15 protein-coding genes are annotated in these 14,029 nt (G+C 59.5%); 10 read left to right on the top strand and 5 right to left on the bottom strand.

The genetic code is table 11. The features are described 5' to 3' along the window. Positions 1-35 precede the first annotated feature (35 nt). The 4 genes from ACILSO_RS21520 (at position 36) to ACILSO_RS21535 (ending at position 2,696) form a co-directional block, all read left to right on the top strand. On the top strand, positions 36-563 hold the full coding sequence (locus tag ACILSO_RS21520) for a hypothetical protein (protein WP_395739520.1): 528 nt from the start codon (positions 36-38) through the stop codon (positions 561-563). 619 nt (positions 564-1,182) lie between these two features. Then, positions 1,183-1,743 (top strand): hypothetical protein, encoded by a 561-nt coding sequence (locus tag ACILSO_RS21525; RefSeq protein WP_395739521.1) that lies wholly within the window; start codon positions 1,183-1,185, stop codon positions 1,741-1,743. Next, positions 1,740-2,135, top strand: coding sequence for a hypothetical protein (locus ACILSO_RS21530; protein WP_395739522.1), 396 nt, complete (start codon positions 1,740-1,742; stop codon positions 2,133-2,135). Before ACILSO_RS21525 ends, ACILSO_RS21530 begins: the two co-directional genes overlap by 4 nt. Before the next feature lie 39 nt (positions 2,136-2,174). Then, positions 2,175-2,696: a hypothetical protein gene (locus tag ACILSO_RS21535; protein WP_395739523.1), complete on the top strand. Its 522-nt coding sequence runs from the start codon at positions 2,175-2,177 to the stop codon at positions 2,694-2,696. A 62-nt stretch (positions 2,697-2,758) separates the two neighbouring features. Here ACILSO_RS21535 and ACILSO_RS21540 read toward each other — a convergent pair whose 3' ends face one another. Beyond that, positions 2,759-3,574 carry a polysaccharide deacetylase family protein gene (locus ACILSO_RS21540; RefSeq protein WP_395739524.1) on the bottom strand — a complete coding sequence of 272 codons (816 nt, stop codon included), beginning with the start codon at positions 3,572-3,574 and terminating at the stop codon, positions 2,759-2,761. After that, complete coding sequence (locus ACILSO_RS21545; protein ID WP_395739525.1) at positions 3,571-4,506, bottom strand: hypothetical protein; 936 nt, start codon at positions 4,504-4,506, stop codon at positions 3,571-3,573. Before ACILSO_RS21545 ends, ACILSO_RS21540 begins: the two co-directional genes overlap by 4 nt. Before the next feature lie 88 nt (positions 4,507-4,594). Here ACILSO_RS21545 and ACILSO_RS21550 point away from each other — a divergent pair, with 88 nt between their 5' ends. After that, the gene (locus ACILSO_RS21550) at positions 4,595-6,145 is read left to right on the top strand and encodes an NAD(P)/FAD-dependent oxidoreductase (protein WP_395739526.1); all 1,551 of its coding nucleotides are present in this window, start codon (positions 4,595-4,597) and stop codon (positions 6,143-6,145) included. A gap of 72 nt (positions 6,146-6,217) precedes the next feature. Here the strand turns inward: ACILSO_RS21550 and ACILSO_RS21555 are convergent, their stop codons facing one another. Beyond that, on the bottom strand, positions 6,218-6,979 hold the full coding sequence (locus ACILSO_RS21555; protein ID WP_395739527.1) for a phosphodiester glycosidase family protein: 762 nt from the start codon (positions 6,977-6,979) through the stop codon (positions 6,218-6,220). 77 nt (positions 6,980-7,056) lie between these two features. On the opposite strand from ACILSO_RS21555, the gene aroC reads away from it, so the two are divergent. From aroC to ACILSO_RS21570, 3 genes are all read left to right on the top strand, one after another. Next, positions 7,057-8,142 carry a chorismate synthase gene (aroC, locus tag ACILSO_RS21560; protein WP_395739528.1) on the top strand — a complete coding sequence of 362 codons (1,086 nt, stop codon included), beginning with the start codon at positions 7,057-7,059 and terminating at the stop codon, positions 8,140-8,142. 4 nt (positions 8,143-8,146) lie between these two features. After that, positions 8,147-8,857 carry a hypothetical protein gene (locus ACILSO_RS21565; RefSeq protein ID WP_395739529.1) on the top strand — a complete coding sequence of 237 codons (711 nt, stop codon included), beginning with the start codon at positions 8,147-8,149 and terminating at the stop codon, positions 8,855-8,857. A 390-nt stretch (positions 8,858-9,247) separates the two neighbouring features. After that, positions 9,248-9,541: a hypothetical protein gene (locus tag ACILSO_RS21570; protein WP_395739530.1), complete on the top strand. Its 294-nt coding sequence runs from the start codon at positions 9,248-9,250 to the stop codon at positions 9,539-9,541. Here ACILSO_RS21570 and ACILSO_RS21575 read toward each other — a convergent pair. Both ACILSO_RS21575 and ACILSO_RS21580 read right to left on the bottom strand, forming a co-directional pair. Continuing rightward, entirely contained in the window at positions 9,523-10,962 is a 1,440-nt protein-coding gene (locus tag ACILSO_RS21575; RefSeq protein WP_395739531.1) for a C39 family peptidase, read from the bottom strand. The two genes, ACILSO_RS21570 and ACILSO_RS21575, sit on opposite strands and share 19 nt — an antisense overlap. Positions 10,963-11,018: 56 nt before the next feature. Next, positions 11,019-12,329, bottom strand: coding sequence for a glucose-1-phosphate adenylyltransferase (locus tag ACILSO_RS21580; RefSeq protein WP_395739532.1), 1,311 nt, complete (start codon positions 12,327-12,329; stop codon positions 11,019-11,021). Between the two features lie 247 nt (positions 12,330-12,576). On the opposite strand from ACILSO_RS21580, the gene ACILSO_RS21585 reads away from it, so the two are divergent. Together ACILSO_RS21585 and ACILSO_RS21590 are read left to right on the top strand one after the other, a co-directional pair. Next, positions 12,577-13,425, top strand: a complete 849-nt coding sequence (locus ACILSO_RS21585) for a c-type cytochrome domain-containing protein (protein ID WP_395739533.1) — start codon at positions 12,577-12,579, stop codon at positions 13,423-13,425. 36 nt (positions 13,426-13,461) lie between these two features. Next, on the top strand, positions 13,462-13,992 hold the full coding sequence (locus ACILSO_RS21590) for a peroxiredoxin (protein ID WP_395739534.1): 531 nt from the start codon (positions 13,462-13,464) through the stop codon (positions 13,990-13,992). Positions 13,993-14,029 lie beyond the last annotated feature (37 nt).

The raw sequence follows: 14,029 nt of genomic DNA on the forward strand, positions 1-14,029 counted from the left end.
GTCGTTCAGCCAGGAAACAAAGCTTTTGCCCAGCCATGAAGACTCCACTCATCATCATCTCCCTTGCGATCATCTGCTGTGCAACACTTCATGCCCGGCTCGTCAGAATCTGGACCCACAGCCAGTTGGCGGAAGCTTCACACACCATCGCCGTTATCGAGGCTGTTTCCACGGAGAAGACTGTGGCACCTCTGCCCCAGGGCTTTCCTGAGGCGGCAGATAACTATCAAGCTTGGATCACGACATTCAAAGTTCATGTGGGACTGAAGGGTGGTCTGGACAGCACCAAGCCTCTGAAGGTTCTGCATTGGACCTACTCCGAGAAGAAGAATTTCATCGCGAACGGCGCGGCTTTCATGCGCTTCACGATCGGGCCGGTGAAGCGAGAAGTTACACTGGTCTATGACGGTGTCGGTCGTGGCACCAGCATGCAGAACGACTATCATCCTGTCTGGTTGGCTTATCTCATCATGAGCCGTGAAGAAGGCGTTTTCGAGCCAGCCGCAGGTCAGTATGATGCCGCCCCTGCCTTCAAGGAGTTGAGCGATTTCAACATGCACTGAGATGCGAAGTGCTCACCCACAACCAAGGCCGAAAAAACGCTTCTGGCAGCGGCTCTCAGCCGTCTGCCGTGCGCTCCTCCTCCGCCGAGTCCATCGCTGAGCTGGTTCGTTTGCCCCCAAAACCGATTCATTCACCGTCATGAATAAGAGTCAGATTGACTCGCTGATTGCCGCAGCGAGGAGCGTGCATGGGGAGTTCAGTCTTGGACAGTTCTCGGCAGGCTCTTGTTCCGCAGCCATTCTTACTGAAAGCGGACAGATATTCACGGGTATCTGCCTCGATCTCGCTTGCGGGATTGGATTCTGTGCCGAGCACTCCGCAGTGGCAGAAATGCTGAAAAGCCGGCAGACCCACATCATTGCGGCAGTGGCTGTGACCGAAGATTCGATAGTCCCGCCTTGCGGGCGCTGTCGCGAGCTTATGGCTCAGGTTGACTCGCGGAACTTGAAGGCAAGTATCATCCTGAGTTCAGAGCGCGTGGTGACTCTGAGTGATTTACTTCCAGAGTCTTGGTTGAGCTGACATCAGCTTCACAAAAGGCACCGGCTTGCAGCCTTCCGTCGTGTCAGCGGCGTCTTGCGCACGCAGTCTCCACAGCTTAGACGTTGCCCTCATTGCATGAAAACCCTCACTTGCCTCATCTGCCTTCTTCTTTCTGTCCTCACCAGTCCGGCGGCTGATTTCGATTTGGGCACGCGGGGAACGTTGTCAGTAGGCGTTCCTGAGGATTGGACTGTCAATGGCAAGGCGGTGAACGACCCTGACGGCACTCCGATTGGATATGCCTTTGCCTTCAAGCCCCGCAGTGAGGCTCATGCCAAGTGTTTGCTGACGTTTGGGTACACCACGAATGGCGCACCAAACAAGGATGACATCCAAGAAAAAGTCTTGCGCGCGACGGAGCAGTTCGTCCCAGGCTCCGTTGAGAAGAAACAGAATTTGAAGGACTTTTCGCCGGGGACAGGCTGTGGGTTTTACTGTTTGTTCACCGACGCTTCGCTGGTGGGCAAGGCGGCCAAGCCAGACGACTACAAAGTGATGGGAAGCGGAGTGGTGCAGCCCGGCGATAACATGGTGGGAGTGGTCAGTCTCTTTGCCGACGAGGCAGAGGGTGTGGAGATGAAAGCGATGCTCAAGATTATCAGCAGTCTGGAGATAAAGCCGGGAAAAACAAAATGAGCTACGATCTCTATTTCTGGCGGGAGGAGCAGCCAGCCCAGCGAACAGCCGATGAAACCATCGATCTGCTTGGTACGGATCGTCCCATTCCCGGCTATGCGAAGTTTCCGAACGATTTCGTTGTTGCCGCATTCCAGGACGAATTCCCTGAGATCGCCTTCGAGATGCAGCAGTTGGTCTGGCGGGGCCACGATACCGGCTTTGAGATTAACTTCAGTCACCCAGACGACGATCACATTCACCTCATGACCGCCACCTGCGGCCATGGCCTTCTCCAACACACCGACATACTGAATCGCATCATTGACGTGGCCCATCGATTCGGCTGCGGCATGTATGACCCTCAGGTCCCGCAGCGGTATCCTGAACCAGACAGAGTGCCGAAGACATGAGGGTATACTTTGGCCGTTAGGCAACTTAGCGAAACTCACATGACAACAACCAAAGCAACGGCCACTGTGGTGTTAGTCGTCTTTCTATTCATGCTCGACGCGTGCAGCCGCACGCAACCGCATGCGAACTTGGCACCTCAGTTTAAAGAGAAGATAAAGAAAAATAAGGAACTCGTATTTATCGACAGCTCACATCTTGGGGCGTCAATGGACGGAGCCATTTTGAGCTTGCACTTCTTCGCTGATTCCAAGGTTCATCTTTACACCTGGGGCAATGGATTCTCGAACTATCCCGGGACATACGCTTTCACCGAGAACAACGGAATTGATCTTTCGTTCGCCGATCAAAGATGGCCTCGCTTGCGTCTATCGAAACAGGGAGACTTGCTTGCTCTCGGGCGGAGGGATGGCCTCAAAGCGCTGGAAAAAAGTTATGTCCACACGGATGAAAATGGGACACGCAGGGAAGTTGATGATGGAGACATCTATCCAGAGGCACGCCCCTTGATTTTCCCGCTCATCCAAAGGATCCCAGATACCAAACAAGGTCCTGCTAAGTAACCCGCTTCCGATGACGAAGCGAAATCCCGAACGTCGCCTGACCTTGGCGACGTCCACCCGTCTCAGGCCTTTCCCATCACCTCATCGTGGCTGAACGCGAGTGAGCCCGGCGGCGTGTCACATTTCAGGCCGCTCGCGGTCATCATGCCCGCCACGGCCTGCGCCACCTCGATCGCCACAGGCGTGCCTTCGTGAATCAGCACGATCGCCCCGGCCCTCAGACGTCGGGAGATGCGCCGTGTGATGGCGGGCACATCCGTCAGCACACCATCAAACCCGCGCGCACTCCACATCATCATGTTCAGTCCTAGCGCCCGCGCCAGCATCGCGGCAAACAGATTGTGATGGCCCGCCGGTGGGCGGAAAAAGCGCGGCGCATGTTCCGGGCAGATCGCCGTCAGCGTCTCCTGGCAGGTGGCGATCTCCCGCCACATCGCCCGCGGACGCAGCATCCAGAAGGTCCCTGCGGGATGCGTCTGCGAGTGGTTGCCGATCTCATGGCCGCGCGCGACGATCTCCCGCACCAGTTCCGGGTGCTCTGCAGCCCTTTCCCCCACCAGAAAAAACACCGCCTTGATCCGGTGCTGATCCAGAATGTCCAACATCGCCGGCGTGTGCTGCGGGTGCGGACCGTCGTCAATCGTCAGCAGCGCCTGCTTTCCCGCCGCCGGCAGTGTCTTGATCATGCGGCCAAAGAGCGCGCAGCGCGGCACCAGCGTGCCCACCGTCATGATCGTCAGCACCGTGCAGAACAGCAGCACGGCCGCCAGTGTCTCCCCCCGCCAGGCTAGCCAGACCACCACCGGCACCGGCGCCAGCGCGGGAATGCAGCGCAGGTAGGCGCGCCTCAGGCTGGTTGCACGGAGGGCCTCATTCATTTCGCTTCACGGGTCACGAGCGGTTCAAACACAAACCACTGGTCCCAGTGACGCAGCAGAAAATCGTGCATCACCGGCAGCCATTTCTCGGCGATCGCGTCCGCCTTGAGCTTGGTGCCTCCATCGTGAAACGGCCTGCAGATTTCGATGGTGTAGGCCAGCCGTCCGCGCCGGGTCAGAAACACAGCGTAGCAGGGCACGCCGGTCACTTCCGCCAGCACCAGCGGCCCGCGAGGGATCTGGTACGTCACGCCGTCGATGCTCGCCCGCGCCCGTGCCACGTCTCCCATCACCCGGTCTCCCTGCACACAGACGATTTCTCCTTCCATCAGCAGGCGGCACAGCTTCATGCCGAGGTGCCCGTTGGGTTCGTTGTAGTGCACGTGCAGGTTCGGCTCCCGGCGCTCCTCGGCGCTCAGCTCCTCCTTGCGCAGCTTCTGCAGGGACTCCGAGGCCTCCGGCACGCGCACCGTGTGGATCGGGCGGGTGAACTTGCGCGCAAAGAGGCTCGCGCCGATGTCATAGTTCCCGGAATGCACCGTAAAGATCAGCGCGCCACCCTTGTGCTGCTGCATCGCGTTGAATTCCTGGCCGCCCACGATCTGCCAGTCAATCTCATCGCCAAAATGCAGGTGCCACAGCCGGTCGAGATACGTCAGCGCAAACTGCACAAACACCCGGTAGCCGGCCAGGGAGCTGGAGCCTTTTCCAGGGAGCAGAGCCCCCAGGTTGGCGCGCAGCGCCTCCCGCTGGTTGACCGCCAGCAGGTACGCCACCGCCGCAAACGGATACGTTAGCAGCGTGAAGACCCACGCCGGCAGCCATTGCATGCAGAACAGAATCGCCCGCGTCCAGAATGCATTGTGCAGCCCCATGCGTGTGGGAGCTGTGGGTGTATTCGGCTGCTGTGTTGCAGAATCAGCGGATGGCATTATTTAAAGGCGTACGAAATAGAAGATGAGACGTTCTGTTTCGACCGTCACACAGCCTCCGACAACTGACTTTTTCACCTGTTCACGCATGACTCCCACCAGCACTGATTACGATGTGGTCATCATGGGCGGGGCTTTTTCCGGCGCCTCGGCCGGCATGCTGCTCAAGCGCGAGCACCCGGACATGCGCATTCTCATCGTCGAGCGCACCGTGCAGTTTGACCGCAAGGTGGGGGAGAGCACCTCCGAGGTGGCGGGCTGCTTTCTGACCCGGGTCTTGCACCAGGGGGGGCACCTGAGTGCCCATCATTATCAGAAACACGGCCTCCGCATGTGGTTCTGCAAAACTCCGGACGATCCCGTCTGCGCTCTCACCGAGGTCGGCCCGCGCTATCAGTCCCGCCTGCCCACCTTTCAGCTCGACCGTGCTATCCTCGACGAGCACCTGCTCAAAGAAGCCTGCGACTTCGGCTGCGAGCTGCTGCGCCCCGCCACCATCAAATCCATCTCCCTCTCCGAAGACGAGGCCCCGCACACCCTTGAGATCATGCCGCAGGAGGGCCAGATGCGCACCGTCTCCACCCGCTGGATCATCGATGCCTCCGGCAAGGCGGCGGTCCTGGCCAAAAAACTCGGCGTTCACCGCATGATGGAGGAGCTGCACCCCACCTCCTCCATCTGGTGCCGCATGCGCAACGTCAATGGCCTCGACACCTTCAAGAGCCGCAAGATGCACCCGCGGCTCATGGAAAATGTGAAGCAGCTCCGCACCACGGCCACCAATCATCTCATGGGGCATGGCTGGTGGTGCTGGATCATTCCCCTCTCAGACGGCAGCTTCAGCGTCGGCGTCACCTGGGACCGGCGCTTTTACACCCTGCCCTCAGGGCCGTCCTTGGTGGCCCGCCTGCAGGCCCACCTCATGACCCACCCCATCGGTCGCCTCATGTTTGAAAATGCGGTGCCGGATGCCGACGACACCTTCTACTACAAAAACCTCGCCTACCGCTCCGACCGCATCGCAGGGAACCGCTGGGTCATGGTAGGCGATGCCACGGGCTTCATGGACCCCCTTTACAGCCATGGCCTCGACTTTGCCGGTTACACCGTCTCTGCCGCAGTGAATCTGGTCGAAAAAAATCTCATGGGAGAAGACACCCGGGAGATCACCGATTATCTGAACAAGGCCTACCCGCGCAGCTGGAGCCTGTGGTTCAACGCGCTCTACAAGGACAAATACTCCTACATGGGAGACGCGGAGCTGATCAATGCCACCTTCCTGCTGGATCTCTCCTCCTACTTCCTCGGCCCGGTGCGCGGGGTGTATTCCAACCCCGATGCCGAATGGAAGCTCATGCCCTATGAAGGATCCGCAGGCACCTTCTTTGGCCGCTTCATGGCCTTCTACAATCGCCGCTTCGTTCACCTCGGCCAGGAACGCCGGCGTAAAGGCATCTATGGCATGAAGAACAACGGCCACGTCTGGATGCCCCACATGAGCCTCTCCCCGGACACCACTGCCGCACGGCTGCTGTGGTCTGGGATCAAAGTCTGGATCAAAGCCGAGATCTCCACCTGGCTTGCCCCGACTCCTGCCACCGCTCCCGTCATGATGGCCGAAAAACCCGCGGAGGCCTGAGGCTAAAAAGTACTGGCGGGCTTTAGCCTGCCTCCGGAGGCCGCTTCCTTAGCCACACAATCTCCCTCCCGCCTACCTCGGCTCCGCCACAAAAAACATCGCCGCAAAGGTGTTCGGCGTAAATGCCGCATCCCCCTTCGGATGGATCACCAGGTGCGAGATGTCCCCGTCCAGATACAGCGCATCCTCGCAGCCCAGGTGCTGAAACAGGCGGGAGAACTGGTGAAACGTCACACGTCCCTTCACACCATCCTCACGGTCGCTGATGGCAAAGATGATCTGTCCATCCTGCTTGCGTACACCCACGGCATTGCGCAGCCGCCTGTTGGGAGAGTTCACCTGAAAAGCGGGATGGATCACGCCCTTGCGCAGCATCAGGGGGCCAGATTGCGTGGCCAGGCGCGGCTTGAGTCCGCTTTGGGCATATTCCGCCGCTTCCATCACCCCGGCGCCCGCCTTGTCATCCAGGTAAAAGACGCCATTGGGTTTGAGGTAAAAATTCCCCTCTCCCTTGTTCAGGTTCAGCGGCACCAGCACCTTGCCGGCGCAGATGGTCAGGCCGCAGGGCGTCGGCCCCTGTGCATAAATGCCTGCATTCATGGCAAACACGATCTTCCTCTCACGGAGGGCCAGCTGCCTGCTCAGGCCGTTAAAGTCACCCAGCGGTCTCCCGTCATCCCCCAGCCACGCGAGCTGCAGCCGCTGCCAGTCCGCCTTGTCCACCCGGTAGAGGTGGTAGAGCCCGCCTTCATGCTCCAGGGTTTCCGCTCCGTGCAGGTGGAAATCCAGGGCGGCAAAGGCTGCGAGTGCGAGAAGCCAGCGAAAAAGTAGCATGCCCTAGTGTGGCCGACTTCACGTCCGCGCACAACCGTCTTGAACCCGCACCGGATTGCCGCATGATGCCACCCCACATGTCCAGCAGTCTCGGCACACTTTTTCGTATCAGCACCTGGGGTGAATCCCACGGCATCGGCGTCGGCGTCGTCATCGACGGCTGCCCGCCACGCGTCCCCCTCACCGTGGAGGACATCCAGGCAGAGCTGGACCGCCGCCGCCCGGGCCAGAGCAAGATCGTGACCCCGCGCAAAGAGGACGACAAAGCCGAGATCCTCTCCGGCGTGCTCGATGGCCTCACCCTCGGCACTCCCATCGGCATTCTCGTGCGCAATACCGACCAGCGCCCCTCCGCCTACACGGAAATGCAGCAGGCCTACCGCCCCAGCCACGCCGACTACACCTACGATGCCAAGTACGGCATCCGCGCCGTCTCCGGCGGCGGCCGCTCCAGCGCCCGCGAAACGATCGGCCGCGTCGCCGCCGGTGCCATCGCCCGCAAGATGCTGCAGCAGTCCCTCGGCGGCTACGAATGCCTCGCCTACGTCAAAACCGTGCAGCACATCCAGGCGGAAGTTCCCACGGGCGCTGCGCTCACCTCGGCGCTCATCGAATCCAACATCGTCCGCACCTGCGACCCCGTCGCCGCGGAGAAAATGATCGAGCTCATTGAAAAAATCCGCACCGAAGGCAACAGCGTCGGCGGCATCATCGAGTGCGTCGTGCGCGGTGTGCCCACCGGGCTTGGCGAACCCGTCTTTGACAAGCTGGAGGCCGACCTCGCCAAAGCCATGCTGAGCCTGCCCGCCAGCAAAGGCTTTGAAATCGGCAGCGGCTTTGCCGGCACCACCCTCACCGGCCTTGAGCACAACGACGAATTCTACATGGACGGCAGCCAAGTCCGCACCCGCACCAATCGCAGCGGCGGCATCCAGGGCGGCATCAGCAATGGCGAGGAGATCGTCTTCCGCGTCGCCTTCAAGCCCACCGCCACCGTCCTGCGCGAGCAGAAGACCGTCACCAACACCGGCGAAGACACCACCCTCTCCGCCCGCGGCCGCCACGACCCCTGCGTCCTTCCCCGCGCCGTCCCCATGATCGAAGCCATGGTCCACCTGGTTCTCGCGGACCACTTCCTGCGCCAGCGCGCCATGAGGGGGTGATGCCATGCGCTGGCTCCTGCTGCATTTGCTGCTGCTGGGACTGACGACCTGCTGCATGGCGCAGCAGCGGCATGAACTGCCTCTCATCCGGCTGGGGACTTCTCCCAAGGAAGTGAGCATACCCAAAACTTACTGGTATGCCGGAAGCATCACGTCCTCGGTAGCCGTATTGGTTGGAGAGGTGACTGCGGTTGCATCGGATGTTCGTCAATCAGTCTCACAGATATTGCCTGAGGAATCTTGTGTCATACGGTTGGAGGCCATGTATGGAGAAAGTCCGGAACTTGAGGGGGCCACCACCGCCAGGCTTCACGCCAGTTATATCCATGACCCATACCTGCAGTTGGAACCGGACTGGGGCGTTTACCGTCATCTCAAGGTGGGGCAGAAAGTGATCGCGCTGCTGCATCGCTACGAAGGCGGACTCGCCATCGGCGATGAAGCCTTGATCGTTTTAAACGAGAAGGCGAAAGGCTTGCCCGAAATCCTGCGGCGCACAGGTTTTAGCGCAAGCCGGTTCACAGCGGCAGACCTTGTCGTGTTGAAGGGGGCAAGCCCCTTTTTCCATGAAGAAGTCAGAGGCTTTGTGGAATCTCTCAATGAAATGAAGTCGGATGCCGCCGCCACAGCTCTCAACCGGCTGGTAAGCATTAGCGTGGCCCTCTTCTTCTTCGTCATTCTATGTGCCGACTACATCCGCCATCGATATTCCTGATGGCGGCGCCATCTCAGCCTGTAGCGAAGGTTGAGCGAAGCGATACCCCTCGTTTGCCGCCGGGGGGGGGCGTGGCCTTGGCTGCCATACTAGGCGCAGACATGGCTCTGCGGCATCCCCTGATGGCGGAGCCATCCCAGCCTGTAGCAAGGGGTTGAGCGAAGCGACACCCGTTGTAACGGCACATCACACGCACAAATTCACTCGCATCGAGTAGCGATGCCAGCACTCATAACCCCTTGGCGTTCTTCTCCTCACTCGTATCATGAACGCATGGCCGCTGAAGCAAGAACCCCGTTCACGGAGAGTCTGGTGGGCTCATGGCTGTTTATCCGCAGGTCGGAACCTCTTCCCAGCGAGAGACTCCTGTACCACTTCACCGCAGACGGGATGAATCACTGGGAAATGGACTGCGGCAGGGAGAGGCATCTCACGGCGCTCCGATATGCTTTCTCACGAGGCACGCTGACGCTGTTCTATCCTATAGGCCCCAGCAGTGATTTTGCGCTGGAGTCCGAGGAAGACGGCTCGGTGCATTTCGTCGGTGTGGATGGAAAAAGCTGGTGGATGACCCGGCTGGCGGCCCCCCTGTCCTTTTCCAAAGCTCATGTCGATGCGGACGGCCGGCTGGTCATCTTGCATGAGGACGTCCCGCAGCCCGGGCCTCAGAAACCCACCACATAAAAGCGCTGCTGGGACACCTGCTCCGCTTCGGGGATGGTGATCCATCGCTCTTTGTACCGTTCTCCCCAGCTGTCGCTGAAGGCGATTTCGTTGGTGTCCTTGTTGTAGCCGATGATGAGCACCACATGCCCCGTAGTCTTGTCCTTGGGCAGCCGGTTGCTGGCGGACTCCTCCGTGACCTTGGTCTTCCACGTTGCCCAGTTGGTCACGCCTTTGCGGTCCTTCGTCCGGTCGTTGGCGGTGTCGTTAAACTTGTCCGTGCTGAACAGCGTCCACATGATCGGCACGCCTTTGTCGACGTACTTGGCGATCTCCTTCATTTTCATCTCGCCTGTCCAGGCGTCAAACGAGCGGCGCTTGCTGCGGATCTGCGGAGCGATGCCTTCCAGCAGCATTTCCACGCTGGTGCCGCCTCCAAAACCGCTTTGCCCGGCATTCGCCAGAATGTACATGTCCGCGGGAATGCCGAGATAGCGCATGGCGCGCTCCGCTGTGGCCGGTACGCAGTAGCCTTTGGGGCCTTGATCCACCATGGGCAGGTCGCCCACCACCACGTCGCCATTCTCACGCTTTTCCAGGTTGGCCAGCACTCGCGCGCGGATCTCCTTGTCACCCGTTCCCTCCACCTTGCCACCGGCATCCGCAAAGGCGGTGGTGACGATCTGCACCCCCACATACACTCCTTCAGCCTCGGCCAGCAGAATGGCGTGCCCGCGCCAGTCCCAGCGCTGCATGTTCATGCGGCCGGCTTTTTCACCAAAACGCTCCTTCTTCGGTGCGCCGAGCTTCTTGGTGAGCGTCTCGGCAATGGCGACGAGATCCTTGTCCATCGCCTTCTTGACGATCTTGGCTGCCTCGTCGCCCGGGGTGTTCTTGTCGAAGTGCATTTCGCCGCTGCCCTTGGCGCTGAAGAGATCGCCCTTGTTGGCAAACACGAGAGAGAAGCCGGTGACCTTGTCATTCTCCGCATACATGGCCACGGAGTAGGGATGCGCGCCAAACAGCATGTAGTCCTCCCTCGTGTAGGAGCGGTAGCTGCTGGCGTTCTTGGTCTTCGACTCTTGCGGGATCTTCAGCCTGTCCGCCAGTTCTTCGGCGGAGGAATCCCACAAAATCACATCCCCAAAAAGCGGCTGCCCCACGATTTCATTGATCTCCGCCGGTGTCAGCTTGTCGTACGGGCTCTTAGACGCATTCAACTTGATGAACTGCTGGTCTGCCGCCGAGAGCGAGGCAATGGCAAGCGAGTACTTCTGACCGTTGGCCAGCTCGAGCGTGACGTTCGCTCCGCTCACGCCGAGGAGTTTGGCCTGCACCGTCTTGCCCTGGGCATTCGTAAAGGTGCGCAGTTCAGGGGACTGGGCAGACGCCGTGGCCAGGCTCAGGCCTAGGGCAAGAAAAACACAGATGGTATGTTTCATGGTGAAGCCTCTAAACGCATGCATGCATGCGCATGTTAGGACTATTTTCGACAGGATCAAATCCACGTCCCGGCCGGAATGACCGCGTCCTTCGGAACGCAGACAATGCCGTCGCGGATGTAGAAGTTATCACCGTCCATTTCGCTCGGCTTGCCCTCGGGTGTGATCACCACGTTGTCGCCGATGTGCACGTTCTTGTCGATGATCGCGCGTTCGATGCGGCAGTTGCGGCCGATTCCGGGCGGCGGACGGTCCGGGTCCGTGCCAGCAGCTCCCGCATAGAAGTCCGCTCCCATGATGATCGTGTCGCGAATGGTTGCACCGGGCTCGATCTTTGAGCGGACACCGATCACGGCGGTCTCGATGTGCGCATCGGTCACAATGCATCCATCGGCGATGAGCGCGTGGTGAATGGTGGCGCCGTTGATCTTGGTGGCGGGCAGAGCGCGCGAGTGGGAGAAAATGGGCGCGGTGGAGTCAAAGAAATCAAACTGCGGCACCACTTTGCACAGGTCCAGGTTGGCCTGGAAGAAGCTGCGGATCGTTCCGATGTCCTCCCAGTACCCGTGGAAGTTGTAGGCGTTCACCCGGCGGTCTTTGATCGCAGTCGGGATGATGTGCTTGCCGAAGTCGTTGTGCGTATTGTCCAGGCATTCCTCCAGCACCTTGCGGTTGAAGAGGTAGATCCCCATCGAGGCCTGGAAGCGCGGCTCGGTGGTTTCAATGCCCAGCCCCTTCAGCGTTTCCTCGGGCATGCGCAGTTTTTTGAGCACCGCCGGATCTTTCGGCTTCTCCACAAACTCATGAATGCGGTTGTCTGCGTCTGCATGCATGATGCCGAAGCCGGTGGCATCCTGTTCATTCACCGGCAGTGTCGCGATCGTCAGGTCCGCCTCGCTGGTCAGGTGCTGGCGCATCACCTTGCGGAAATCCATGCGGTAGAGCTGGTCCCCGCTCAGGATGAGGAAGTAGTCATGACCGCCTTCCAGAAAGTAGCGCAGGTTCTGCCGAACGGCATCCGCGGTGCCCTGGTACCAGCGTTCGCCATCCGGCGTCTGCTGCGCGGCCAGCACCTCCACAAAGCCGCGCGTAAACTGGTCGAAGCGATACGTGCGTGAAAGGTGCCGGTTCAGCGAGGCGCTGTTGTACTGGGTCAGCACGTACACCTGGCGCAGTCCTGAATTGATGCAGTTGCTGATGGGGATGTCCACCAGGCGGTATTTGCCCGCGAGCGGCACCGCTGGCTTGGCGCGGTCCTTGGTCAGTGGAAAGAGTCGCGTCCCGGCTCCGCCCCCCATGACGATGGCCAGAGTGCTGCGTCGAAGGAGGGTGTCAGCTTCGAACTGGGACGAAATAAGCGTGTTCATGGCGGGAGGTTGAGTCAGTCGATATTTCTCTGAAACAAGCCGAACAAGCAAGCGTTATCCATGCCTCAATCATTTTGTCGAGCTGACGCGCCTCGCAATCTTTTTAGTTTTATCTCCACACCAACCCCACATGCACTCTTTTGTGTTTCGTCTGCCGATTTTTGCCAGCGCCTGCCTGCTTGCCTCCTCAATTCACGCCGCAGTCAATTTTGAAAAGGAAATCCTTCCCACCATTACTAAGAAGTGTATGGATTGCCACAAGGCTCCGCAGGTGGTGAACGGCCAGAAAAAAGATCCGAAGGCCGGCCTGCGCCTGGATGCCTCATGGGCCATTTTAAAAGGGAGTGAAAACGGCCCCGTCCTCACCCCCGGTGCGCCTGACAAAAGCGGCATTTATGAGTCTGTCATGCTTCCCAAGGACGATGACGGTCACATGCCCTCCAAAGGTGAAGATCTGACCAAGGAAGAAATCGCCCTCCTCAAAAAATGGATCGAGGAAGGTGCCAATTTCGGCGGCTGGATCGGCAGCGTGGAAGGCATGCCCGCCGGTGCGCAGACGGAATCCGCCAAGCCCTTCAAGCCCCGTCCTCATGATCTGTTTTACGCAGCTCTCGAGAAGGAAGTGAAGCCTCTCTCTGACGACGTGCTGGCCAAGGCCAAAGCTGCGGGCGCACAGGTTTCCGTCATCAAGGTGGACAGCCCGCTCGTGCGTGTGGATTTCCTCACGGGCGTCTCGAAGTGCAACGACGAAAAAGTCGCCGCCATCCTGCCACTCAAGGAAAACATCGTCCAGCTTGACCTCGGCCGCACCGTCATCACAGACGCCGCTTTGAAAACCATCGGACAGCTTCCGCGCCTGATCTCTCTGGACCTGCGCCAGACCAAGATCACAGACGCCGGTCTCGAATCGCTCATCGGCTTGAAGAAGCTCGAGACCCTCAATCTCTACGGCACCGAGATCACCGATGCTGGCTTGAAGCACCTCGCCAAGATCAAGAGCCTGAAAAATGTTCATCTTTGGCAGTCCAAGGCCACCAAGGCGGGCGTAACGCAACTCACCGCCGCCATCCCCGGCATCAAAGTAAGCATCGAATAATCCCGTCCGTTCAGTTCTTCAATCCCGTATCCTGCCATGAAAAAGCGCCTCTTCATTCTCACCGCCATGTCCCTGCTCACCTCCCTCTTTGGAACCGCCAATGCCGGCGAAGGCAAAATGGTCAGCTACCCTGCGCCTGAGGTTTCCGGCATCAATCAGGACGGCAAGACCGTGAACTTTGCCGATGTGTACAAGAAAGGCCCCACGGTCGTCTTCTTCTACCCCAAGGCAGACACTCCTGGCTGCACCAAGCAGGCCTGCTCCCTTCGCGATGCCTTTGCCGACCTCTCCAAGCAGGGCGTTCAGGTCCTCGGCGTCAGCTTCGACAAGGCGGAAGCGCAGAAAGCCTTCAAGGACAAGTTCACTCTCCCCTACGACCTCATTGCCGACCCGGAAGGCAAAATCGTCGCCGCCTTCAAGGTGGAGAAAATGGCCAAAGGTCTCCTCTCTCTTGCCAAGCGCAGCTGCTTCCTCGTCAAGGACGGCAAGGTCGTCTGGGAAGACTACGCCGCCGCCACCGACCAGCAGGCCGCCGACATCAAGCGCGTCCTGGCTGAAGCCAAGTAAGCCGCAGCATACCTCATGATCTTTGCAGCCGGGAGTC

Source organism: Prosthecobacter sp. (genome assembly GCF_044226605.1).
Taxonomy (GTDB): Bacteria; Verrucomicrobiota; Verrucomicrobiia; order Verrucomicrobiales; family Verrucomicrobiaceae; genus Prosthecobacter.

What these genes read in the sequence shown, in the direction of transcription:
- ACILSO_RS21590 (WP_395739534.1), top strand. Translation starts at nt 13,462, where the DNA reads ATGAAAAAGCGCCTCTTCATTCTCACCGCCATGTCCCTGCTCACCTCC.
- ACILSO_RS21550 (WP_395739526.1), top strand. Translation starts at nt 4,595, where the DNA reads ATGACTCCCACCAGCACTGATTACGATGTGGTCATCATGGGCGGGGCT.
- ACILSO_RS21540 (WP_395739524.1), bottom strand. Translation starts at nt 3,574, where the DNA reads ATGAATGAGGCCCTCCGTGCAACCAGCCTGAGGCGCGCCTACCTGCGC.
- ACILSO_RS21530 (WP_395739522.1), top strand. Translation starts at nt 1,740, where the DNA reads ATGAGCTACGATCTCTATTTCTGGCGGGAGGAGCAGCCAGCCCAGCGA.
- ACILSO_RS21555 (WP_395739527.1), bottom strand. Translation starts at nt 6,979, where the DNA reads ATGCTACTTTTTCGCTGGCTTCTCGCACTCGCAGCCTTTGCCGCCCTG.
- ACILSO_RS21520 (WP_395739520.1), top strand. Translation starts at nt 36, where the DNA reads ATGAAGACTCCACTCATCATCATCTCCCTTGCGATCATCTGCTGTGCA.
- ACILSO_RS21580 (WP_395739532.1), bottom strand. Translation starts at nt 12,329, where the DNA reads ATGAACACGCTTATTTCGTCCCAGTTCGAAGCTGACACCCTCCTTCGA.
- ACILSO_RS21545 (WP_395739525.1), bottom strand. Translation starts at nt 4,506, where the DNA reads ATGCCATCCGCTGATTCTGCAACACAGCAGCCGAATACACCCACAGCT.
- ACILSO_RS21535 (WP_395739523.1), top strand. Translation starts at nt 2,175, where the DNA reads ATGACAACAACCAAAGCAACGGCCACTGTGGTGTTAGTCGTCTTTCTA.
- ACILSO_RS21575 (WP_395739531.1), bottom strand. Translation starts at nt 10,962, where the DNA reads ATGAAACATACCATCTGTGTTTTTCTTGCCCTAGGCCTGAGCCTGGCC.
- ACILSO_RS21585 (WP_395739533.1), top strand. Translation starts at nt 12,577, where the DNA reads ATGGATTGCCACAAGGCTCCGCAGGTGGTGAACGGCCAGAAAAAAGAT.
- aroC (WP_395739528.1), top strand. Translation starts at nt 7,057, where the DNA reads ATGTCCAGCAGTCTCGGCACACTTTTTCGTATCAGCACCTGGGGTGAA.
- ACILSO_RS21565 (WP_395739529.1), top strand. Translation starts at nt 8,147, where the DNA reads ATGCGCTGGCTCCTGCTGCATTTGCTGCTGCTGGGACTGACGACCTGC.
- ACILSO_RS21570 (WP_395739530.1), top strand. Translation starts at nt 9,248, where the DNA reads ATGAATCACTGGGAAATGGACTGCGGCAGGGAGAGGCATCTCACGGCG.
- ACILSO_RS21525 (WP_395739521.1), top strand. Translation starts at nt 1,183, where the DNA reads ATGAAAACCCTCACTTGCCTCATCTGCCTTCTTCTTTCTGTCCTCACC.